26 protein-coding genes are annotated in these 22,567 nt (G+C 37.5%); 24 read left to right on the plus strand and 2 right to left on the minus strand.

What is annotated here, in order from left to right; all coding sequences use genetic code 11:
- Window positions 1-138 precede the first annotated feature (138 nt).
- The 24 genes from ACQVV1_RS27325 (at window position 139) to ACQVV1_RS27440 (ending at window position 21,181) form a co-directional block, all read left to right on the plus strand.
- Window positions 139-1,161: a YeiH family protein gene (locus ACQVV1_RS27325; RefSeq protein ID WP_242254905.1), complete on the plus strand. Its 1,023-nt coding sequence runs from the start codon at window positions 139-141 to the stop codon at window positions 1,159-1,161.
- 235 nt (window positions 1,162-1,396) lie between these two features.
- The gene (locus tag ACQVV1_RS27330; protein WP_000538359.1) at window positions 1,397-1,594 is read left to right on the plus strand and encodes a helix-turn-helix transcriptional regulator; all 198 of its coding nucleotides are present in this window, start codon (window positions 1,397-1,399) and stop codon (window positions 1,592-1,594) included.
- An 11-nt stretch (window positions 1,595-1,605) separates the two neighbouring features.
- Complete coding sequence (locus ACQVV1_RS27335; protein WP_063221791.1) at window positions 1,606-1,995, plus strand: hypothetical protein; 390 nt, start codon at window positions 1,606-1,608, stop codon at window positions 1,993-1,995.
- A 19-nt stretch (window positions 1,996-2,014) separates the two neighbouring features.
- Window positions 2,015-2,236 (plus strand): hypothetical protein, encoded by a 222-nt coding sequence (locus ACQVV1_RS27340; RefSeq protein ID WP_063221790.1) that lies wholly within the window; start codon window positions 2,015-2,017, stop codon window positions 2,234-2,236.
- Window positions 2,237-2,283: 47 nt separating this feature from the next.
- Window positions 2,284-2,511: a hypothetical protein gene (locus tag ACQVV1_RS27345; RefSeq protein ID WP_242254891.1), complete on the plus strand. Its 228-nt coding sequence runs from the start codon at window positions 2,284-2,286 to the stop codon at window positions 2,509-2,511.
- Between the two features lie 99 nt (window positions 2,512-2,610).
- A complete protein-coding gene (locus ACQVV1_RS27350) occupies window positions 2,611-3,372 on the plus strand; it encodes a MerR family transcriptional regulator (protein WP_242254882.1) in 762 nt (253 codons plus the stop codon).
- Window positions 3,369-3,998 (plus strand): hypothetical protein, encoded by a 630-nt coding sequence (locus ACQVV1_RS27355; protein ID WP_242254880.1) that lies wholly within the window; start codon window positions 3,369-3,371, stop codon window positions 3,996-3,998. The genes ACQVV1_RS27350 and ACQVV1_RS27355 overlap by 4 nt, the downstream gene beginning before the upstream one ends.
- 40 nt (window positions 3,999-4,038) lie before the next feature.
- Window positions 4,039-4,449 carry a DUF4362 domain-containing protein gene (locus ACQVV1_RS27360; RefSeq protein WP_242254879.1) on the plus strand — a complete coding sequence of 137 codons (411 nt, stop codon included), beginning with the start codon at window positions 4,039-4,041 and terminating at the stop codon, window positions 4,447-4,449.
- Window positions 4,450-4,607: 158 nt separating this feature from the next.
- Entirely contained in the window at window positions 4,608-6,584 is a 1,977-nt protein-coding gene (uvrB, locus tag ACQVV1_RS27365; protein WP_063221785.1) for an excinuclease ABC subunit B, read from the plus strand.
- A 5-nt stretch (window positions 6,585-6,589) separates the two neighbouring features.
- Window positions 6,590-9,466: an excinuclease ABC subunit UvrA gene (uvrA, locus tag ACQVV1_RS27370; protein ID WP_063221784.1), complete on the plus strand. Its 2,877-nt coding sequence runs from the start codon at window positions 6,590-6,592 to the stop codon at window positions 9,464-9,466.
- A 59-nt stretch (window positions 9,467-9,525) separates the two neighbouring features.
- Entirely contained in the window at window positions 9,526-9,975 is a 450-nt protein-coding gene (locus tag ACQVV1_RS27375) for a DUF4275 family protein (protein ID WP_431169813.1), read from the plus strand.
- 114 nt (window positions 9,976-10,089) lie between these two features.
- Window positions 10,090-10,470 (plus strand): phage holin family protein, encoded by a 381-nt coding sequence (locus tag ACQVV1_RS27380; RefSeq protein WP_001267308.1) that lies wholly within the window; start codon window positions 10,090-10,092, stop codon window positions 10,468-10,470.
- Window positions 10,471-10,626: 156 nt separating this feature from the next.
- A complete protein-coding gene (hprK, locus tag ACQVV1_RS27385; RefSeq protein WP_060632856.1) occupies window positions 10,627-11,556 on the plus strand; it encodes an HPr(Ser) kinase/phosphatase in 930 nt (309 codons plus the stop codon).
- A 24-nt stretch (window positions 11,557-11,580) separates the two neighbouring features.
- A complete protein-coding gene (gene lgt, locus ACQVV1_RS27390) occupies window positions 11,581-12,393 on the plus strand; it encodes a prolipoprotein diacylglyceryl transferase (RefSeq protein WP_000924239.1) in 813 nt (270 codons plus the stop codon).
- Between the two features lie 67 nt (window positions 12,394-12,460).
- A complete protein-coding gene (gene ppaX / locus ACQVV1_RS27395; RefSeq protein WP_431169814.1) occupies window positions 12,461-13,111 on the plus strand; it encodes a pyrophosphatase PpaX in 651 nt (216 codons plus the stop codon).
- Window positions 13,112-13,145: 34 nt separating this feature from the next.
- Window positions 13,146-13,652 (plus strand): acyltransferase, encoded by a 507-nt coding sequence (locus tag ACQVV1_RS27400; protein ID WP_063221780.1) that lies wholly within the window; start codon window positions 13,146-13,148, stop codon window positions 13,650-13,652.
- Between the two features lie 145 nt (window positions 13,653-13,797).
- Window positions 13,798-15,309, plus strand: coding sequence for a tetratricopeptide repeat protein (locus ACQVV1_RS27405; RefSeq protein ID WP_431169815.1), 1,512 nt, complete (start codon window positions 13,798-13,800; stop codon window positions 15,307-15,309).
- An 84-nt stretch (window positions 15,310-15,393) separates the two neighbouring features.
- The gene (gene trxB / locus ACQVV1_RS27410; RefSeq protein WP_063221778.1) at window positions 15,394-16,350 is read left to right on the plus strand and encodes a thioredoxin-disulfide reductase; all 957 of its coding nucleotides are present in this window, start codon (window positions 15,394-15,396) and stop codon (window positions 16,348-16,350) included.
- A gap of 166 nt (window positions 16,351-16,516) precedes the next feature.
- Window positions 16,517-17,323, plus strand: a complete 807-nt coding sequence (locus ACQVV1_RS27415) for a DUF368 domain-containing protein (protein ID WP_063221777.1) — start codon at window positions 16,517-16,519, stop codon at window positions 17,321-17,323.
- Between the two features lie 228 nt (window positions 17,324-17,551).
- Window positions 17,552-18,010: an NUDIX hydrolase gene (locus ACQVV1_RS27420; protein WP_001190080.1), complete on the plus strand. Its 459-nt coding sequence runs from the start codon at window positions 17,552-17,554 to the stop codon at window positions 18,008-18,010.
- 20 nt (window positions 18,011-18,030) lie between these two features.
- On the plus strand, window positions 18,031-18,912 hold the full coding sequence (gene rapZ / locus ACQVV1_RS27425; protein ID WP_000138465.1) for an RNase adapter RapZ: 882 nt from the start codon (window positions 18,031-18,033) through the stop codon (window positions 18,910-18,912).
- 3 nt (window positions 18,913-18,915) lie between these two features.
- A complete protein-coding gene (locus tag ACQVV1_RS27430) occupies window positions 18,916-19,869 on the plus strand; it encodes a gluconeogenesis factor YvcK family protein (protein ID WP_060632850.1) in 954 nt (317 codons plus the stop codon).
- A gap of 89 nt (window positions 19,870-19,958) precedes the next feature.
- On the plus strand, window positions 19,959-20,909 hold the full coding sequence (whiA, locus tag ACQVV1_RS27435; RefSeq protein ID WP_000006561.1) for a DNA-binding protein WhiA: 951 nt from the start codon (window positions 19,959-19,961) through the stop codon (window positions 20,907-20,909).
- Between the two features lie 23 nt (window positions 20,910-20,932).
- Window positions 20,933-21,181 (plus strand): HPr family phosphocarrier protein, encoded by a 249-nt coding sequence (locus ACQVV1_RS27440; protein WP_000250307.1) that lies wholly within the window; start codon window positions 20,933-20,935, stop codon window positions 21,179-21,181.
- Window positions 21,182-21,567: 386 nt separating this feature from the next.
- On the opposite strand, the gene clpP is transcribed toward ACQVV1_RS27440, so the two are convergent.
- Together clpP and ACQVV1_RS27450 are read right to left on the minus strand one after the other, a co-directional pair.
- On the minus strand, window positions 21,568-22,149 hold the full coding sequence (gene clpP, locus ACQVV1_RS27445) for an ATP-dependent Clp endopeptidase proteolytic subunit ClpP (protein ID WP_001049162.1): 582 nt from the start codon (window positions 22,147-22,149) through the stop codon (window positions 21,568-21,570).
- Window positions 22,150-22,390: 241 nt separating this feature from the next.
- A partial coding sequence (locus ACQVV1_RS27450; protein ID WP_431169816.1) for a DUF1657 domain-containing protein occupies window positions 22,391-22,567 on the minus strand: 177 nt, incomplete at its 5' end.

Here is a 22,567-nt window from a genome sequence, read left to right on the forward strand (position 1 = left end):
TTCTTTTTCTATTATTTTATCATAAGTATTTCTGATGATAGAGATTCAATATTGATATTAAACTTATTATAGAAACTCTCTTATAATGTAAGTAGAAAGAACATGCATGTTCCAATACGATTATTGGAGTGGTTCAAAGTGGAACAAACACTTGTTATACAAAAGAAGAAGGGCTTTGGATTTTCACAAGGGATTGGGATTACATTATTAATCGCAATTGCGGCGAAATATTTAGCAGAGCTGCCATTTTTAAATATTATGGGACAATTAGTAATTGCTATTCTAATTGGGATGATTTGGCGCGCAGCAATTGGAGTTCCTCATGAAGCAATTGCAGGGACGAACTTTGCGAGTAAGAAGTTGCTGCGCTTTGGGATCATCTTACTTGGAATGCGATTAAACCTTGTTGATATTGCGAAGGCGGGACCGAAAGTATTGGTCATCGCTGCGGTTGTTATTACATTTACAATTTTCGTTGTATACGGACTAACAAAAGTATTTAAAGTAGAAAAGAAACTTGGCATTTTAACAGCGTGCGGGACAGCAATTTGCGGGGCGGCTGCGGTCGTGGCAATTGCGCCGCAAGTGAAAGCGAAGGATGATGAAACAGCAGTTGGTGCCGCAATTATTGCTATTTTAGGTACGATATTTACGCTTATTTATACGTTATTATATCCAGTGCTTGGCCTATCCCCATACGGATACGGAGTGTTCTCAGGGGCGACGCTGCATGAAATTGCTCACGTAATTGCGGCTGCGGCGCCAGGAGGAAGTACGGCTGTAGATATCGCAGTTATCGTGAAACTAACGCGCGTTGCAATGCTTGTTCCAGTAGCGATTTTAATCGGAGTATGGTTTGGCAAGAGTGAAGGTAGCGAGGAAAAAAGATCGTGGCGTGACCTTCCAATTCCTTGGTTCATCTTCGGATTTTTAGCGATGAGTGCGGTGCATTCGCTTGGCGTAATTCCAGAAGTTGTTGCGGGATATATTGTAGTCATCGCTTATATGCTTATCGCAATGGCGATGGCGGGGCTTGGTTTAAATGTAGAGTTTAAAACGTTCCGTAAGTTAGGAAGCAAAGCATTTGTGGCGGGGCTGATCGGCTCGGTTTGCTTATCGGTTCTTGGATACGTTCTTGTATGGGGATTAGGATTTATGTAAGTAGGACGAAGAAGCTGTTCCCAAAGGTATTTGGGGACAGCTTTTTCTTATGATTATAGCGCTACGGATGTCGATATATTAAAAAATCGCTGATATAAATTGAATTAATCTTGTACTTTGTTAGAGTAGATGTTCAGTGAAACATTTTTCTGAAATTTGTAAAGATATCTTTACTTGTAACTGGAAAATATTTATAATTTAAGTAAAGATATCTTTACTTTTGAAGGTGGAGCCTATGGGTGTGAAAAATAAAATTAAAGAATTAAGAAAGCAACATCATATAACACAAGTGGAAATGGCAAAGGCGATGCAAGTGACGCGGCAGACAATCGTGGCGATTGAAAACCATCATTACAATCCGAGTCTAGAATTATCCCTAAAAATCGCCAAATATTTTGGAGTGAAGGTGGAAGAAATATTTACGCTAGAGTAAGGGGAGAGAAAATGAACGATGCTAGAAAGTTGTATGTCGGTACGTTTTTTGGATTGCTGTTGGGAGACATTGTCGTTTGTATTATGAATCCAGCTATACCAATTTTACCGCTCGTAGTGAGTAACGTTTTAGCAATTGTATTTTTGACAGTGTATATGTATTACAAAAAGCGTAAGTACAAAAAAGAAGAACTCCCTGATATAGATGAGCGAGTAAATGAAAATATAAAAAAGCATGTAAACGTCTCATTTGTATTCGCATTTCTGTTCCTTATTGTTTATATTGTTGCGAGTAAAGCAATAGGCAGGGCTGTTATACCTGTGCAAGAGATACTTATAATATGTAGTTCCTTATTTGCAGGTAGTCTCATCATAGGAGTTATGGTAGGAAAACGAGCATAGCGATAGGAGGAATGAAAAAATGCAGGATGAGTTTGAGAGATTCCAGTCAGATAAAGCGTTTAAATATGTAGGATTATTTTTTACGATTAGTTTAGCTGTGTGGAGTTTGTACAATTTAATAGTTTACGGAAGTGCTGGTATGCCGTTTGTGTTATTTGTACTAGGGCAGTTTGTTTATTTCTTTGTGAACTATTGGCCGAAATGGAAATATAGAAATAGTAAAGAGGCTGATCGTGTATAAGTTTGGTATCGCCTGAGTAAGGGATAAATAGAAAAAGGGGAACTGGGATGGGATTACCGGTATTATGTGTTGCTACGGCTATTTTTGCTTTGTTTTGGGGAATGCAGAACTTCTCTCGTAATCCAGTGCCAAGTATTTGTATTATGATTGGTACTGTAGGTTTATCGTATTATTTATTACTATCAGCCCATTATTATAAAACAGCAACGAGTGTTGTTGTTGGAGCACTTATTTTATTTTGTGGTCGTGCTGTACAAAAGGGGTTATTTCCGTAAAAGCTGTTTATACAAAGAGTATAAACAGCTTTTTGTATTTTTTTACAAAAAGCTTGAAAGTTACGTAACGTCATCTTTTATAATGAAGTGGAAGAGGTGATGGCAGTGATTTCAATACAACAATTGACGAGAGAAACAGGAGTTACGGTACGTACATTACGTTATTATGATCAAATAGATTTATTGAAGCCGAGTGGGAAAACAGAGGGTGGACATCGGTTATATAGTGAAGCTGACGTCATTCGTTTGCAACAAATTTTATTTTTAAAGGAAATGGGATTTTCGTTAAAAGAAACTGCGAATATGTTAGTAAAAGGTGAGCTGAATTTAAAGGATTCTCTTGAAAAACAACTTCGATTTGTACAGGGAGAACAAAAGAAATTTAATCAAATGGAGCGTGTTTTACAAGCAGTTGTTTATTCGGTGGACGTGGAGGGAGAACTTGATTGGAAAGTTATGTTTGAATTGATTCAGCTTTCGAAACAGTCTCCTCGTATACGTGAAATATTCCAAAATGAAGTGTTTTCAAAGGAAGAACAAAAGTTGCTTCACAATTTGCCAAATATGAGTGAGGAAGATCCGAATGTTTTAGAGTGGGTAGATTTGTTAAAGCAATTACGTACTTTTATGAAAGATGGTAAAGAAGCTGCTAGTGATGAGGTACAAGAGGCAACGAAGAAATTAATGCAGAAATGTTTAGAGATGGCTAATGGTGACGAAGCATTTTTAGATAAGTTATGGGAAGTTAGAAAATCGAAGGAAGCTTCACAGAAAATGAGCATGTATCCAATCGAAGAAGAACTTTTACTATATATGGATGAAGCTTTTCGTATTTATGATGAAAAGGAGAGGGATAAATGAGTATACTCGCAGAATATCGTTGGTATTTTTTAATTGGGGCAGAAATTGTATTTTGGTTATCGGCTATCGGTTTCTTTTTACTGCGTTACGGATTTCGTTTGAAAAAGGCGAGTTTTATTATGGGGATTGTGCTACTCGTAAATGAAGTGTTTATTTTAACTTTAGGAGTAGTGGATTACTATCAAACAGGAAAGTTCTCTAACTTTCAAATCATTACTGTAATTATTTTATTGTATGCGGTCTTCTACGGGAAAAAGGATTTGAAGAAACTTGATATATTTGTACAAAAATTAGTTGCGAAATGGCGGAATGAACCGGCGCCTATTATTGAAGAACAAGTAGAATTAACAGGCATGGCCTATGCGAAGCAGGAAATGAAAAATTGGGTAGTGCATCTTAGTTTATTTGTGATTGTTCATATTTTCTTTTTCTTCTTATATGGGTTTGTACCGTTTGAACAATGGGGTAATTGGTTAGAAACGGGGATTGTTTTAAATAAAGCAGCGAGTCGTGTTAGCCAAGTTTGGGCAATTATACTTTTAGTAGATACAGTTATTTCATTTTCATATGTGATTTTTCCGAAGAAGGAGAAAGGAAAAGAAAAGAAAAGCTCCTTTCATAGTTGAAAGGAGCTTTTGGGTATACAAATAATTTTTATAGGAGAGGATGACAATAGGAAAAAGAACCAGTTTTATATGTCTATTTCTCTTTAGTTTAGTAGCATGCTCGCAATCTAACACTACAATTGATAAGAAGAATGATGTCATTGTAAAGGGAGCAGGAATTTCCAATCTAGATAAATTCGAGCAATTCGTTTTAAATGTGGAACAAGGGGAAGTTGATAAAATAAGAATTGTACATTACACACATGAAGGGGATCCGATTTTTCAAACGTTAGAGCATAGTGAGAAAGATATACTTTATGTGGTAGATAATAGACAAGACCAATTTGCTGGTGAGAATAAAGGGTTACATAAAGATAGTTGTAAAAGTATTGTTAAAGACCAGCATGAATTAGAAATCACTTATAGGCTAATAGATTGTACGAATGAAGATAGACGCAATATATGTACCTAAAAAATAGAGTTAGTAGAGGAAGGAAGTATGTACTCCTTCCTTTTTCTGTGTAGATAATGTCGAAAACTTTACCGAATATCTGTTCGTTTTTTTAGGTTTTTTATGGGCATTCGTGGTAAAATAATAATACAGATTTTTATGAGGAGGTCGGTTTTTCCTTGGAACATCAATTTGAAATTATCTCAGCGTATTCCCCGCAAGGTGATCAGCCGGTAGCTATAGAGAAGCTTGTAGAGGGAATTAATAGTGGAAAGAAAAAGCAAGTGTTGCTTGGTGCGACAGGAACGGGTAAGACATTTACAATTTCAAATGTCATTAAAGAAGTGCAGAAGCCAACACTTGTTATGGCTCATAATAAAACGTTAGCAGGGCAGTTATATAGTGAGTTGAAAGACTTTTTTCCGAATAATGCAGTTGAATATTTTGTTAGTTATTACGATTATTATCAGCCAGAAGCGTATGTGCCGCAAACAGATACTTTTATTGAAAAAGATGCGCAGATTAATGATGAAATTGATAAATTGCGTCACTCAGCAACGTCTGCATTATTTGAACGGGATGATGTAATTATCGTTGCAAGTGTTTCGTGTATATATGGTTTAGGTTCTCCAGAAGAATACCGCGAGTTAGTTGTTTCACTTCGAGTTGGTATGGAAAAGGACCGCAATCAATTGCTTCGTGAACTAGTTGATGTGCAGTATGGACGTAATGATATTGATTTCAAGCGTGGTACATTCCGTGTGCGCGGAGATGTAGTTGAAATCTTCCCAGCATCACTTGATGAGCATTGTATTCGAATTGAGTTTTTCGGCGATGAAATCGATCGTATTCGCGAAGTAAATGCGTTAACAGGTGAAGTATTAGCAGAACGTGATCATGTAGCAATCTTCCCAGCATCTCACTTCGTTACACGTGAAGAAAAGATGAAGGTCGCTATTGAAAATATAGAAAAAGAATTAGAAGAACGTTTAAAGGAATTAAATGATAATGGCAAGTTGTTAGAAGCGCAGCGTATAGAGCAACGTACACGTTATGATTTAGAAATGATGCGCGAGATGGGCTTTTGTTCAGGGATTGAAAACTATTCCCGCCATTTAACACTTCGTCCAGCCGGTGCAACGCCGTATACGTTATTAGACTATTTCCCGAAAGATTTCTTAATCGTTATGGATGAGTCGCACGTATCAGTGCCACAAGTAAGAGCGATGTATAACGGGGACCAAGCACGTAAGCAAGTGCTTGTGGATCATGGATTCCGTCTGCCATCAGCTTTAGATAATAGACCGCTCACATTTGATGAGTTTGAAGAGAAAACAAATCAAGTTATTTACGTTTCAGCAACGCCAGGACCGTATGAGTTAGAGCAGTCGCCAGAAGTAATAGAACAAATTATTCGTCCAACAGGGCTTTTAGATCCACCAATCGATATACGACCAATTGAAGGGCAAATTGACGATTTATTAGGAGAGATTCAAGATCGCATTGCAAAAAATGAACGTGTATTGATTACGACTTTAACGAAAAAAATGTCAGAGGATTTAACGGATTACTTAAAAGATGTAGGAATTAAAGTGAACTATCTTCACTCTGAAATTAAAACATTAGAACGTATTGAAATTATCCGTGACCTTCGCCTTGGTAAGTTTGATGTACTTGTCGGTATTAACTTATTACGGGAAGGATTAGATATTCCAGAAGTATCACTTGTAGCTATTTTAGATGCTGATAAGGAAGGGTTCTTGCGTTCAGAGCGTTCATTAATTCAAACAATTGGTCGTGCGGCACGTAATGAAAACGGCCGCGTTATTATGTACGCAGATCGTATAACAAGATCGATGGGAATTGCGATTGAAGAAACGCAACGTCGTCGTACTATACAAGAAGCTTACAATGAAGAGCATGGTATTACGCCGAAAACGATTCAAAAAGGCGTGCGTGATGTAATCCGTGCAACGACAGCTGCTGAAGAGCCGGAAACATATGAAGCAACGCCAGCTAAGAAGATGACGAAAAAAGAGCGTGAAAAGACAATTGCGAAGATGGAAGCAGAAATGAAAGAGGCAGCAAAAGCGTTAGACTTCGAGCGTGCAGCTGAATTAAGAGATTTATTATTAGAATTAAAAGCGGAAGGGTGAAAAGAGTGAGTAAGAGCAAGGATTTTATTGTTGTAAAAGGTGCTAGAGCACATAACTTAAAAAATATAGATGTAACCATTCCGAGAAATCAGCTTGTCGTTGTAACGGGATTGTCTGGTTCGGGGAAATCATCATTAGCATTTGATACGATTTATGCAGAAGGACAGCGCAGATACGTAGAATCGTTATCTGCGTATGCACGCCAGTTTTTAGGGCAAATGGATAAACCGGATGTAGATACGATTGAAGGATTATCACCAGCGATTTCGATTGATCAAAAAACGACGAGTCGTAATCCGCGTTCAACTGTTGGAACGGTAACCGAGATTTATGATTATTTACGTTTATTATTTGCGCGAATTGGCACGCCAATTTGTCCGAATCATGGCATTGAAATTACGTCACAAACAGTAGAGCAGATGGTAGACCGTGTACTTGAATATCCTGAACGTACGAAATTACAAGTGTTAGCTCCTATCGTTTCTGGGCGTAAAGGCGCGCACGTGAAAGTGCTGGAAGATATTAAGAAGCAAGGTTATGTTCGTGTACGTGTTGATGGGGAAATGCTTGATGTATCAGAAGATATTGCGTTAGATAAAAACAAAAAGCATTCCATTGAAGTTGTAATTGATCGTATTGTTGTAAAAGAAGGGATCGCAAGCCGTCTTGCTGATTCACTTGAAAGTGCATTAAAGCTTGGTGGGGGCCGCGTGTTAATCGATGTTATGGGAGAAGAGGAACTTCTATTTAGTGAACATCATGCTTGTCCGCATTGTGGTTTTTCAATTGGAGAATTAGAGCCGCGTATGTTCTCATTCAATAGTCCATTCGGGGCATGTCCGTCTTGTGATGGACTTGGCTCAAAACTAGAGGTGGATTTAGAACTTGTTATTCCGAACTGGGATTTATCATTAAATGAGCATGCGATTGCGCCTTGGGAACCGACAAGTTCACAATATTACCCACAGCTTTTACAGTCTGTCTGTAATCATTACGGCGTTGATATGGATATGCCTGTGAAAGATATACCGAAAGATTTATTTGATAAAGTGTTGTACGGAAGCGGTGAAGAGAAAGTTTACTTCCGCTATGTAAATGAATTTGGTCAAGTAAAGGAAAATGAGATTTTATTTGAAGGTGTTATCCCAAATATTGAACGTCGCTATCGTGAAACGAGTTCTGATTATATCCGCGAGCAAATGGAAAAGTATATGGCAGAACAAGCTTGTCCGAAGTGTAAAGGTGGACGTTTGAAACCTGAGAGTTTAGCTGTTTTCGTTGGTGACAAAACAATTGCTGATGTAACGAAGTATTCTGTTCAAGAAGTACAGGAATTCTTCTCAAATGTAGAGCTAACGGAGAAACAACAAAAAATTGCTCATTTAATTTTAAGAGAAATTCAGGAGCGCGTTGGGTTCTTAGTGAACGTTGGTTTAGATTATTTAACGTTAAGTCGTGCCGCAGGAACTTTATCAGGTGGTGAGGCGCAACGCATTCGTTTGGCGACGCAAATTGGTTCTCGTCTTACTGGCGTACTTTATATTCTTGATGAGCCTTCTATCGGTTTACACCAGCGTGATAACGATCGTCTTATTCGTACATTGCAAGAAATGCGCGATTTAGGCAATACGTTAATCGTCGTTGAACATGATGAAGATACGATGATGGCAGCTGACTATTTACTTGATATCGGACCTGGTGCAGGTATTCACGGTGGACAAGTCGTATCAGCAGGGACACCAGCTGAAGTGATGCAAGATGAGAATTCATTAACAGGGAAGTATTTAAGCGGTAAAGAGTTTATTCCGGTTCCACTTGAAAGACGTAAAGGTGACGGACGTAAAGTGGAAATTGTCGGTGCAAAAGAGAATAACTTAAAGAACGCGAAAATGTCATTCCCACTTGGTACGTTTGTAGCGGTAACGGGTGTGTCTGGTTCCGGTAAAAGTACGATGATTAATGAAGTACTATATAAATCGTTAGCGCAAAAGTTATATAAAGCGAAAGCGAAGCCAGGTACGCATAAAGAAATTAAAGGTCTTGAGAACTTAGATAAAGTAATCGATATTGATCAATCACCAATCGGTCGTACACCACGTTCTAATCCAGCGACGTATACAGGTGTATTTGATGATATTCGTGATGTGTTTGCGCAAACGAATGAAGCGAAAGTGCGCGGATATCAAAAAGGACGTTTCAGCTTTAACGTAAAAGGTGGACGTTGTGAAGCGTGCCGTGGTGATGGAATTATTAAAATCGAAATGCACTTCTTACCAGACGTATACGTTCCGTGTGAAGTTTGTCATGGTAAACGTTACAACCGTGAAACGTTAGAAGTGAAGTATAAAGATAAGAACATTTCTGAAGTGTTAGGGATGACAATTGAAGATGGAGTAGAGTTCTTCGCTAATATCCCAAAAATTAAGCGTAAACTTCAAACACTTGTAGATGTTGGGCTTGGTTATATGAAATTAGGGCAACCAGCTACGACGTTATCTGGTGGTGAAGCACAGCGTGTGAAATTAGCTTCTGAATTACACCGTCGTTCTACAGGGCGTACGCTATACATTTTAGATGAGCCAACGACTGGTTTACATGCGCATGATATCGCACGTCTTCTAGAAGTGTTGCAACGTCTTGTTGAGAGCGGTGAGACGGTACTTGTAATTGAACATAATTTAGATGTGATAAAAACAGCTGATTATATCGTTGACCTTGGACCAGAAGGCGGGGACAAAGGTGGACAAATCGTTGCTTCCGGAACGCCAGAGCAAGTAGTGAAAGAAGAGCGCTCGTATACAGGTAAGTATTTAAAAGACATTTTAGTTCGTGATAAAGCAAGGATGAAAGCAAAAATAAAAGAAGTAGAGTTATCACAATAAGTGTATGAATAAAAACCGAGTGGAAATGACACTCGGTTTTTATTGTATAGGGGGAGACGATGGAGTTTTTAGATGTGTTGCGAAAGAAAAGTATGAAGGTAAGAGAGTTCCAAAGGTGGGGTGTATATTTTCGGAAACGCTGGGAGGACTATTTTGCAAATCATTTAAGTGATGAGGAAAAAGAAGATATTTTCCTTTACGGAGATAAGTATGCATGTGGTTATCTATGGCACATATTTAGTTATGGGAAAAAGAAGTGTTTAGAGGGCAAAGAAGCGGAGCACGCGTTTCATAATGAAGTGAAAAAGGAGTGCTACATTTTCTACCAACGCTGTGATGATGTACTAATAATAAAAGATGCGAGTTTATTAAGTATGGATGATATATTACGTGAAACAGATGAGATGTATAAAGGCGATATTTATATTGTAGATAAAGATTTCACTTGGACTTTTGTGAAAACGCATGAGCATAGATGGTGTGGGCCTTATTTCACAAGGAAATGTTAGTAGGTATACAAGCATGAAGAGTAGAATAAGTTGGTATAAGTGTTTGCATGATACTTGCGTTTATTATCTATTAGCGTATGATGAAATATATATGTTTAAAGGATGTGTAAGAAAATGAGATGGATTGTATCACTTCTTGTAAATAGCGTTGTGTTAATCGCTGTATCGGGACTTTTAAAAGGGATTGCACCAGACGCGTTTTACGTAGCAAATATACAAACTGCAATTATTGCGAGTATTATTTTGGCTGTTTTAAATGTGTTCGTAAAACCGTTTTTAATTTTAATTACGCTACCAATTACAGTTGTAACTTTCGGGTTCTTCTTAATTGTTATTAATGCGATTACGTTAAAAATAGCAGATTCATTATTAGGAGATGCATTTAATATATCAGGTTTCGGTGTAGCGATTGTTGCGGCAATTTGTATTTCAATTTTTAATATGATTATTGAAAAGGCAATTGTGGAACCGTTATATGAAAAAAAGAGAAAATGACAAAAAGAAAAACATTTCATGATGTGTATGAAATGTTTTTTTCTATTTATTAGAAACCGTATTTCTTGTTTCCAGAAAAAAATGGTACAATATCGGGTAGAATGGAATTTTACATCAAACGAGACTGAACCCGCAGCGGAGTGGAGGTTTATACATATGCCGAAAGTAAGGACAAAAGATTTAATTGAACAATTTCAATTGGAGTTAATAAGTGGTGAAGATGGAATTCATCGTCCGATTGATACAAGTGATTTATCAAGACCTGGAATTGAAATGGCAGGATTTTTCACATACTATCCAGCTGATCGCGTACAGCTTCTTGGAAAGACGGAGCTTACGTTCTTTGACACGTTAACGTCAGAGCAAAAACAAGAGAGAATGAAAGCGCTTTGTACCGAGGAGACGCCATGTATTATTATAACTCGTAATCAAGATGTACCAGATGAGTTACTGCAAGCATCACGTGAATCAGGCATGCCCTTATTACGTTCTTCTCAAACGACAACAAGATTATCAAGTCGTTTAACAAATTATTTAGAAGGTAAGTTAGCGCCAACAACTGCTGTTCATGGTGTGTTAGTAGATATTTACGGCGTTGGTGTTTTAATTACAGGTCAAAGTGGTGTCGGTAAAAGTGAGACAGCTCTTGAACTTGTGAAGCGTGGTCACCGCCTTGTTGCGGATGATAGTGTAGAAATTCGCCAAGAAGATGAAGACACATTAGTAGGAAGCTCACCAGATTTAATTGAGCATTTATTAGAAATTCGTGGTCTAGGTATCATTAACGTTATGACGTTATTTGGTGCAGGGGCAGTGCGAAATTATAAGCGTATTACACTTGTTATTAATCTTGAAATTTGGGATCAAAAGAAAAATTATGATCGCTTAGGTCTTGATGAAGAGAAGATGAAGATTATTGATACAGAACTAACGAAGATTACACTTCCAGTTCGTCCTGGTCGAAACTTGGCTGTTATTATTGAAGTAGCAGCGATGAACTTCCGTTTAAAACGTATGGGAGTCAATGCAGCACAGCAGTTCTCAGAACGATTAATGAGTGCGATTGAGTTAGGAAATCAGGAGTAAACTTTGGAGAGGGAGGTCATACATATGCTGTTAGGTTCTGTACCGCAGCTTGACCGCGTAGCTGTCCAACTTGGGCCGTTTCCTGTTTATTGGTACGGGATTATTATCGGTACAGGTGTGCTATTAGGTCTTTGGCTAGCAACTCGCGAGGGAGAAAGGCTAGGTATTCCAAAAGATACATTTGTTGACCTTGTATTAATTGCGGTACCGATCGCTATTCTATTTGCGAGAATGTACTATGTTATTTTTGAATGGGAATATTACGCGCAAAACCCGAGTCAAATTATTAATATTCGTCAAGGTGGCTTGGCGATTCATGGTGGTTTAATCGGGGCTGTTATTACAGGAATTCTTTTTGCGAAACGCCGCGGGGTTTCATTCTGGAAGTTGGCTGATATTGCTGCGCCAAGTATTTTACTAGGACAAGCAATTGGCCGATGGGGAAACTTTATGAACCAAGAGGCACATGGTGATGAAGTAACGAGACAGTTTTTAGAAGGTCTTCATTTACCGGATTTCATTATTAATCAAATGTATATTGATGGTGTGTACTACCACCCGACATTTTTATATGAATCATTATGGAATTTCGCGGGAGTAATTCTATTACTTGCATTACGAAAAGTGAATTTACGCCGCGGGGAACTATTCTTCACATATTTAATTTGGTATTCAGTAGGACGCTTCTTCGTAGAAGGGTTACGTACAGATAGTTTAATGCTAGGACCACTTCGTATTGCACAAGTGATGTCAATCGGACTTGTTGTTATTTCTATTATTTTCATTATTGTGAGACGAAAAATGGGGCAAGCTGATAAAAGATATTCGGAAAATTAGAGAAAAGTAGCATCTTATTATAAGATGCTGCTTCTTTCATATTCAGGAAAGAGAAAGGACTAAGGCAATGAAAATAAATACAGTGTTATTTGATTTAGATGGAACGTTAATTAATACAAATGAACTTATTATTTCTTCTTTTTTACATACTTTAAATACATATTATCCAGATCAATATAAGCGTGAAGATGTATTGTCATTTATCGGTCCATCTTTACATGATACTTTTAGTAAGATTGATCAAAGCAAGGTTGAAGAGTTAATTACAAGCTATCGTCAATTTAACCATGATCATCATGATGAATTAGTAGAAGAATATGAAACTGTATATGAAACAGTTCAAGAATTAAAGAAACAAGGTTATAAAGTTGGTATTGTTACAACGAAAGCGCGACAAACCGTTGAGATGGGATTAAAGTTATCAAAGCTTGATGAGTTCTTTGATGTTGTCGTAACAATTGACGATGTAGAGCATGTGAAACCACATCCAGAGCCACTTCAAAAAGCGCTTGAGTTATTAGATGCGAAACCAGAAGAGGCATTGATGGTTGGGGATAATCATCATGATATTGTTGGTGGACAAAATGCGGGTACGAAAACAGCTGCGGTTTCATGGACATTGAAAGGTAGAGCGTATTTAGAGGCTTATAAACCGGACTTTATGTTAGATAAAATGAGTGATTTACTACCGATTTTGTCTGATATGAATCGCTCGTAAAGTTTTACTTTGTATAAGTAGAGGAGAGAGTTCAGTGCGACGGACAACGCGCTATCCTGTTTCAGGAGAAAATTCATTATGGAATGTGTATAAAACAGTGTCTTTTTGGAAGGTAATGAAAAACTTTATTATTATCCAAATCGCACGCTACACACCATTTTTATCTGTGAAGAATTGGCTGTATCGTACGTTTTTACGGATGAAAGTAGGAAAGAAAACATCATTTGCGCTTATGGTAATGCCAGATATTATGTTCCCGGAAAAGATAGTTGTGGGAGAAAATTCGATTATCGGCTATAATACAACGCTTTTAGCACATGAATATTTAATTCGTGAATATCGACTTGGGGAAATCATCATAGGAAACGAAGTGATGATTGGAGCAAATACGACTATATTACCAGGTGTGAAAATTGGGGATGGCGCGATTGTTTCAGCTGGCACACTGGTTCATAGAGATGTACCAAGTGGTGCTTTCGTAGGTGGAAATCCAATGCGTGTTATTTATACAAAAGAAGAAATGGATGCTAGAGAAGGTTGATACTAAAAATGTAACATTTCTCTTCTTTTTTAATGAATAAAAAGGAAATAATTGAGTATAATATACTGTTTTGTTTTTTACGGAATCGTTTATACTTATAGATAGAAGAATGTGTGAACGAAGAAAACAAAAAACTGGAGGATATATGGGGAAAAATCAAAGAATATATAAGGAGAACGGACAAGTTATCTCTTTTAATCAATTATCGGACTTCTTTTATAAAAAAGGGATGAGGGCTTACAAAGGGCAGAAATTGCAAGATGCAATTAAATATTTTCGAAGAGCGGCACAAAGTGAGAAGGAGCCGTTTATTTTATGCCAATTAGCAACAGTATTATCTGAGGCTGGTGAATATCAAGAGTCAAATCAAACCTTCTTTAAGCTTGTTAGATCTAATCCAGAACTTGAACAGTGTTATTATTTTATTGCAAATAATTATGCATATATGGGGCTATTTCAGCAGGCGAAGAAGTATGCGGATCGCTATTTAGAAGTTGCAGAAGAGCAGGAATTCGTAGAAGATACATTAGAATTACTTGAGATCATGGAAGAAGAAGCGATGGGTGCCGAAGAGATTGAGGATGAAGATGATTTAATTGTTATGCAGGAAGAAGCGAATCGTTATATTCGCAACGGACAATTGGAAGAAGCAATTGCTACATTAGAAATTGTTACGAAAGATTATCCGGAATTTTGGTCGGGGCATAATAATTTAGCCATTGCGCATTTTCAATCTGGTAATGTAGATAAGGCGCTGAAGTTAACTGAAATGATTTTAGAGAAAAATCCAGGTAATATACATGCGCTTTGTAATACGCTTATTTTTCTATATTCAATTGGAGAGCATAAACAAGTAGAGGCATTAGCTGCGCAGTTAGTTTCGGTATATCCGATTTCGTTTGAACATCGTTTGAAACTTGGAACGACACTTGCAACAATTGGTCATTTCGAGCCTGCATATAAATGGTTTAAATTATTAAAGCGTCAAGGATATGAGGGAGACGTTAGTTTTTATTATTGGTTTGCATATTCTGCGTATATGGTGAAAGATCAGCAAGTAGCTGAAAAAATGTGGCAACATGTTGTAGAATTGCACCCTGATAAAAAGGGAAAAGAACCGTGGAATGCATTGAATTTAGCGGATGAAGGACAAAACGTGTTATTTGAAGAATTACGAAAATCATTTCAGCAAAGTGCGACGCTAGAGGAACAAATGCTAGCTTTATATTTAATGAATGAATTGTCAACGCCAGAGAAGGTGGGATTCTTCTTTGATGTAACGCAGGCGAAGAACGGTGTTCCAATCGTATCGCAACTTGCAAAGTATTTCTTTTTACTTAATAGCCATAAGAGCATCCCAGCTGATTTACAGCAATTTGAACAGTGCGCGCGAATCGCGGATGCGTTATACAATTATACGAAAAAAGATGATGAATTAATCGAAGAGTGTTTACAATTTTGGTTTTGTACGTTCATACGTTTATATACATCTGGGGCAGTTTTTACAAATGTATACGGTTGGTCAGCTGCGGTTGAATATATCGTACGCAGCGAACAAGGAAATAAGATGACACAGTCGGAGCTCGGGGATGTATATAATGTATCTGTAGCGACTGTTCGAAAGTATGTGCAAGCTGTTAAACGTACGCACACATAAGTAAGCAAATCATTGGGAAAAAAATGATGCTAACAGTATAATGAGGGTAACTTAATTGTGTAGGAATGAATAGGAGTGAATAGTGTGTCAGAAGAAAAAATTTATGATGTCATTATTATTGGTGCAGGACCAGCTGGTATGACAGCTGCAGTATATACATCTCGTGCGAATTTAAGCACATTAATGCTTGAGCGTGGTATTCCAGGTGGACAAATGGCGAACACAGAAGATGTAGAAAACTACCCAGGTTATGAGTCAATTTTAGGACCAGACTTATCAAATAAAATGTTCGAGCATGCGAAGAAATTTGGTGCTGAATATGCATATGGTGATGTGAAAGCAGTCATCGATGGTAAAGAGTACAAAACAATTATTGCTGGTAAAAAAGAGTATAAAACACGTGCAATTATCGTTGCAAGTGGTGCAGAGTATAAAAAAATCGGTGTACCAGGTGAAACAGAACTTGGCGGCCGTGGTGTATCATACTGTGCGGTATGTGATGGTGCATTCTTTAAAGAGAAAGAACTTGTTGTTATTGGGGGCGGAGACTCTGCTGTTGAAGAGGGTGTGTTCTTAACACGCTTCGCATCAAAAGTAACAATCGTTCACCGTCGTGATACTCTTCGTGCACAGAAAATTTTACAAGATCGTGCTTTCCAAAACGAGAAAGTAGATTTCATTTGGAATCACACTATTAAAGAAATTAACGAAGCGAATGGTAAAGTAGGAAGCGTAACGCTTGTAGACGTAAACAGTGGAGAAGAGAAAGAAGTCAAAACTGATGGCGTTTTCGTATATATCGGTATGTTACCACTATCAAAACCGTTTGTTGAGTTAGGTATTACAAATGAAAATGGTTACGTTGAAACGAACGAGCGTATGGAAACGAAAGTTCCTGGTATTTTCGCAGCTGGTGATGTTCGCGAAAAAATGCTTCGTCAAATTGTAACTGCAACAGGTGACGGTAGTATTGCAGCGCAAAGCGCACAACATTACGTAGAAGAGTTATTAGAAGAACTAAAAACTGTATCAGAAAAATAAGGGATGCTATACTTTTTGAGAAGAAAGCTACATATAAGAGCTTTCTTCTTTTTTTTGTGTGAAAATGTCAAAGTTTTGTCAAAAAATATTGAGATTATAAGCTTTCTTATTGATATACTGGACTTTACGGAAAAAATCACTATAAGAAATGAGGAATTTATTCAGTATGGAATGGCGTAATATATATCGTGGATTTTGTATGGGCGTTAGTGATTTAATTCCTGGTGTGAGCGGCGGTACAATCGCTGTTGTGTTAGGGATTTATGAACAATTGCTTGCGGCAATTAGTGGATTCTTTAGTCGTGAATGGAAAAAACATTTAGGATTTTTAATTCCTCTTGCAGCTGGTGTGGCAGCAGCGTTTTTAACGTTAAGTCACGTTATTAAATATTTACTTGCAAATCATTATGAACCGACTCAATTTTTCTTCCTCGGTTTAATTATTAGTATATTACCGATGTTAATGAGGGAAGCTGATGCAAAGGCATCATTTAAAGGTAAGCACATTGTTTTATTAATAGTTGCAGCAATTCTTGTTGCGATCACAGCTTTCTTTAAACCAGATAAGGCAGCAGATCCAATTACGACGTTAACAATTTTAAATGCAATTGGTTTATTTTTCGCAGGATGGATGGCTAGTATGGCTATGTTGCTTCCTGGAATTAGCGGATCATTTATTTTATTAATTATTGGTGTGTATCCGACAGCAATTAACGCTTTAACTACACTGAACTTACCTTTAATCGCAGTTATCGGTGCTGGTGTTATGGTAGGGTTCGTTGTAAGTAGTAAAGGAATTAGTTTCTTATTAGATCGTTATAAAAGTATGACATTTGCGGCAATTATTGGACTTGTTATCGGCTCGATTGTAATTGTGTTCCCTGGTATTCCAACTGGAGGATTTTCAATTATAAGTTCAATTATTACCTTTATTTTAGGATTTGCGATTGTTACTTATTTCGGTAAGAAATAAAGGCTTTAATCCCCTTGGCGATAAAAATCGTTAAGGGGATTTTTCATGCTATTCATTGGAATTCTAAGCATTTACATTGCTTGTTATAGAAAGCTTTTTTAAAATTGTTGAGTAGCGTGTGCTTAGCGAAAGAGGACTGGCTCCTTCGTTGTAGCAAACTGTTTTTGATAGTATAATGAAATGAGTATGCAGTGAAAAATTTGCTGCAAGTAGCTGAGGTGAAGAAACATGCAAAGAGTGACAAACTGTGTGTTAATTAGAGATAATGAAGTACTCTTACTCCAAAAACCTCGCCGGAATTGGTGGGTTGCACCAGGCGGGAAAATGGAGCGTGGTGAGACTGTAAGAGATTCCGTTGTTCGCGAGTATCGTGAAGAGACAGGGATTTATTTAAAGAACCCAGCGTTAAAGGGGGTCTTCACCTTTGTCATCCAAGAAGGTGATAAAGTTGTTTCTGAATGGATGATGTTCTCCTTTTTAGCGACAGATTTTGCAGGAGAAAACAAACTAGAGAGCGAAGAAGGCATCATTGGTTGGCATACATTTGATAAAATTGATGATTTAGCAATGGCACCAGGAGATTATCACATTATTGATTATTTAATTAAAGGAAATGGCATAATCTACGGTACATTTGTATATACCCCAGATTTTGAGTTGCTTTCATACCGATTAGATCCGAGTTAAACCGTCAAGGAGAGGATACGATGACAGAGAATAATGATATAAAAATGGTAATTATTACAGGAATGTCTGGAGCTGGAAAGACAGTAGCTTTACAAAGTTTTGAAGATTTAGGATATTTCTGTGTAGATAATTTACCACCGATGTTATTGCCAAAGTTTATTGAGCTTATGGCGGATTCAAAAGGGAAAATGAATAAAGTAGCACTTGGCGTTGATTTACGTGGCCGAGAGTTTTTCGAACATTTATGGGGAGCGCTTGATGATTTATCAGAACGTACATGGATTATTCCTCATATTTTATTCTTAGATGCGAAGGATAGCACGCTTGTGACTCGTTATAAAGAAACGAGACGTTCGCATCCACTTGCACCAACTGGTTTGCCGTTAAAGGGAATTGAGATGGAGCGTAGCTTATTAACTGATATGAAGGCGCGAGCGAATATTGTGCTTGATACATCGGATTTAAAACCGAAAGAATTACGTGAAAAAATTGTTCATCTGTTTTCAACTGAAACGGAGCAAGCATTTCGTGTAAATGTTATGTCATTTGGATTTAAGTACGGCATTCCAATTGATGCAGATTTAGTATTTGATGTTCGTTTTTTACCAAATCCATATTACATTCCACATATGAAGCCATTAACAGGACTAGATGAGGAAGTTTCATCGTATGTACTGAAATTTAATGAGACGCATAAGTTTTTAGAGAAATTGACGGATCTTATCACTTTCATGCTGCCTCATTATAAAAGAGAAGGCAAGAGTCAACTTGTAATAGCAATTGGATGTACAGGTGGACAGCATCGTTCTGTTACGCTTACAGAATACCTTGGGAAACATTTGAAACCAGAGTATAGTGTTCATGTATCTCATCGTGATGTGGAGAAGAGAAAGGGCCATTAAGGGATGAAAAAAGAGAGAAAACCTAAAATTGTTATCATGGGAGGCGGAACTGGACTTTCTGTTTTGTTACGAGGATTAAAACAGTATCCTGTTGATATTACAGCAGTTGTTACAATCGCTGATGATGGTGGCAGTTCAGGTAGATTACGTGATGAGCTAGAAATTCCACCCCCAGGTGATATTCGTAACGTACTTGTTGCGTTATCAGATGTAGAGCCACTGGTGGAAGCTTTATTTCAGCATCGCTTCACAACGGGAGATGGGCTGAAAGGTCATGCGTTAGGTAATTTATTATTGGCGGGTATGACCTCGATTACAGGAGATTTCTTCCATGCGATTACTGAAACGAGTAAAGTGTTGAACGTCAGAGGACGTGTGTTACCGGCAGCGAACCAAAGTGCAGTATTGCATGCGGAACTAGAAGATGGAGAAATTGTAACAGGTGAATCAAAAATTCCTTATTTCGGGAAGAAGATTAACCGTGTCTTTTTAACTCCAGAAGATGTAGAACCGTTACATGAAACGTTGGCTGAGATTAAACGAGCTGATTTACTTGTTTTTGGTCCAGGAAGTTTGTATACGAGTATATTACCGAATTTAGTTGTTAACAAAATCGGGGACGCTGTTCTTGCTGCAAAAGCGAAGAAGGTATATGTATGTAATGTTATGACGCAAGCTGGTGAAACGATGGGATATACTGCGTTTGACCATGTGCAGGCGTTACATGATCATTTAGGTAAACCATTTATCGATACTGCAATTGTAAATAACCGTGATATTCCTTGTGAATTACGTCAATTATATGAGGAAGAAATGTCGGCGCCAGTTGTAGTAGATGAAGAGCGTTTTATCGAAAACAATATTGATGTCATTCAAGATCAATTAGCGAAGTATGATGATCGTGTTGTAAGGCACGATACATTAAAGTTAGCTTCCATTTTATATTCACTGTTGTAGGTGTGCGTTGCCTCGTTTGAGGTAACGCTCATCCTTTCATATAGGACAAGATTTTTGTTCCACAATAATCGTATAAGGAGGTGTTGACTGTGTCATTTGCATCAGAAACAAAGAAAGAGTTGACGAATCTTGAGATGAAGGAATGCTGTGAGAAAGCAGAACTATCAGCGTTACTTCGAATGAACGGATCGCTTTCTTTTTCAAATCGTCGTCTATCTATCGATATTCAAACGGAAAATGCGGCAATTGCAAGAAGGATTTATACGCTTTTGAAAAAAGGATATGACGTGACGGTAGAATTACTTGTTCGTAAAAAAATGCGATTGAAGAAAAATAATGTATATATCGTAAGGCTTGTTGAGAAGTCTCGCGAAATATTAGCCGATCTTCATATCGTTCGAGATGACTTTTCATTTATTCGAAATATATCACAAGAATTGATTGAGAAGAAATGTTGTAAACGATCGTATTTACGCGGTGCATTTTTAGCAGGTGGTTCAGTAAATAACCCAGAAACATCATCTTATCATTTAGAGATCTTTTCGTTATATAAGGAACATAATGATGCTATATGTGAACTGATGAACGGATTTGATTTAAATAGTAAGACATTGGAAAGAAGAAAAGGGTATATTACGTATTTGAAAGAAGCAGAAAAAATTACAGAGTTTTTAAATATTATAGGAGCTCATAATGCACTTTTAAGATTTGAAGACATTCGAATTGTACGTGATATGCGTAATTCTGTAAATCGTTTAGTGAACTGCGAAACAGCTAATTTAAATAAAACAATTGGTGCAGCGCTAAGGCAGATTGAAAATATCCGCTATATTGATGAGACGGTTGGTCTTGATATATTGCCAGATAAACTACGAGAAATTGCGCAACTAAGAAGAGATTATCAAGATGTAACATTGAAAGAGTTAGGTGAGATGGTATCCGGGGGCAAAATTAGTAAATCGGGTATTAATCATCGTTTGCGTAAAATCGATGATATTGCAGAGAAATTACGCGCGGGGGAAACGGTAGCAAAAAAATAAGAGGTTAAAGGGGAAATGGAGCTGTGGTTCAAAAAAGAGTTCAGGTTTCATTAAAAAACGGTTTACAAGCACGTCCGGCTGCGTTGTTTGTACAAGAGGCAAATCGCTTTCATGCGGATATCTTCATCGAGAAAGATGGAAAGACAGTAAATGCAAAGAGCATAATGGGGATTATGAGCTTAGCAATTGGAACTGGTAGCATGATAACAATTACAACAGAAGGTTCAGATGCAGAAGAGGCTTTAGAAGCATTAGCTGCATATGTACAATAAAAAGCTATCGCGTATATGCGATAGCTTTTTTGTTTTTGATGTTTGTTGGTGGAGGTATGTGGGGGGGAGTGCTTGTCGAGGATTGTCGGTAAGTCGATAAGTTGTGTCGAAACGTCGATATATTAAAATAATCGCCGATATAATTGGAGTTACGTTCGATATATTTGAAAAATCGCTGATATATTTAGGTGAATACTAGGTGGGGTATATTCGTACGGAGGCCAATACATAAAAAAGCGCCCTGTAATAGGGCGCTTTTTTATGTATCTAGCTCCAGCGGCTAGAATCTCCAGTTGTTTAGCTTTTACATCCGAGGCGCTTTTTGCCTCGAATGTAAAAGCTCCAACACCCTGCGATTCTAAACGAGCCGCTTCCGCTTTTAAGTATTAACGATTTGTAAAGATCTTATCGATTAAACCGTATTCTAAAGCTTTTTCTGCTGTCATGAAGTTGTCGCGGTCTGTGTCGCGTTGTAGTACTTCAAGAGGTTGACCTGTGCGGTCAGCAAGAATTTGGTTTAGTTTTTCACGTAAGAATAGGATACGTTTTGCAGCGATTTCGATTTCAGTCGCTTGACCTTGTGCTCCGCCAAGTGGTTGGTGAATCATTACTTCACTGTTTGGAAGTGCATAACGTTTTCCTTTTTCACCTGCTGCAAGTAAGAATGCACCCATAGATGCAGCCATACCAATACAGATTGTTGATACTTGTGGTTTAATAAATTGCATTGTATCGTAAATTGCCATACCTGCTGTGATAGAACCACCAGGGCTGTTGATGTAGATGTGAATATCTTTTTCTGGATCTTGAGATTCCAAGAATAAAAGCTGGGAAACGATTGAGTTAGCTACGTTGTCATCAATTGCACTACCAAGCATAATGATGCGGTCTTTTAATAGTCGAGAGTAAATATCGTAAGCGCGTTCTCCACGATTTGTTTGTTCAATTACTGTAGGAATTAAATTCATCTGTTATTTCCTCCTTCTAAAGCTTTCTTAGTCTTATAATACAATTATGGTCAATAAAGGTCAAACGAAACCACTTTAAATCAAAAAAATATGTAGTTGTACCATGAATTATTCGCTATGTTTTTGAAATTCCCTGCTTATGTATCTTCAACATCATAACCGAATTACATAAATTTAAACGTTATGAAACCTGTAGAAAAAAAGAAAAGAACGCCTTTTTACTGAAGCGTTCTTTCGAGAGTTATTCTTTTAAAAGATAGGTTACTTTATTTAAAATCTTATCGATTTGTTTCGCGTTTTTACTATACATTTCGCTTGCTGATTTTGACTTTGTTTCTAAGGAAAATAGTTCAAGATCAGCATGACATTTTTTTAAAGATGCTAATAATAAAGGTTTGTTTTGAGGAGAAGGCATTTG

Origin of the sequence: Bacillus basilensis (genome assembly GCF_050630465.1) — a bacterium.
GTDB lineage: Bacteria > Bacillota > Bacilli > Bacillales > Bacillaceae_G > Bacillus_A > Bacillus_A basilensis.